General features: G+C 39.8%; 1 protein-coding gene. It reads left to right on the top strand.

All coding sequences use genetic code 11. The annotated features are described in order from the left end of the window. Window positions 1-257 precede the first annotated feature (257 nt). A partial coding sequence (locus NW212_RS15225; RefSeq protein WP_258339459.1) for a phage integrase SAM-like domain and Arm DNA-binding domain-containing protein occupies window positions 258-872 on the top strand: 615 nt, incomplete at its 3' end.

Here is an 872-nt window from a genome sequence, read left to right as displayed (position 1 = left end):
TTTTTCTATTTATCCGGTGGACAACCGAAAGACATTAAAATGCCCACTTCAGACAAAGTTCCGTTACTAAATCGTTACTAAAAAATAGCCTATAAAAATAGTAACGATTTTCGATGTAAATCCTTGATTTGTCGCTCATTGACGTTCAAATGTCTGCTTGTAACCCAATTATTAATTATTCCTTTGCAGAGGGAAGTCATTACACCCACTGTAACGGAGATAAATTAAAAAAGGATACGAGTAAGAGTACATTTAAGATTTTGTTCTATCTAAGAAAAAATCAGGTAAACAAGGACGGAACAGTTTGTATTATGATTCGTCTGTCACTTAATGGTGAAATCTCACAGTTCAGTTCTAAACTGAGCGTGAAGCCGGATGCCTGGGATACAGTTTTGGGCAAGGCGAAAGGAAATACACAGAAAGCCCGCCAGTTGAATGAAACATTGGAGGACATCCGTGCTTCGCTGAAAAACCACTACCGGGATATTGAAGTGCATGAGTCATTCGTAACGGTAGAAAAAATACGCAATGCGTTTTTGGGAATAACGGCGAAACAAAGAACACTGCTGGAACTTTTCAAGAAACACAATGAGGATGCAAGAAAACTGGTCGGCATCAGCAAGACGCCTGCCACCCTCGCGAAGTATGACCGCTGCTACCGAAGGCTGGAGGAATTTATGAAAGTGAAATACAATATTTCGGATATATCACTGAAGGAAATCGGCCACATGTTCATTACGGACTTCGAGAACTATCTGAGAACGGAAAGCAAATGCAATGAGAATACTACGGCAAAATTCATGCAGACGTTCAAGATGATTGTAATCATCGCCAAAAACAACGGTTGGATTTATACTGACCCGTTTTCAAAT

Origin of the sequence: Bacteroides sp. ET225 (assembly GCF_024733745.1) — a bacterium.
GTDB lineage: Bacteria > Bacteroidota > Bacteroidia > Bacteroidales > Bacteroidaceae > Phocaeicola > Phocaeicola excrementipullorum.
Note: the sequence above shows the minus strand (reverse complement) of the source record. Positions and strands in the feature narration are given on the sequence as shown.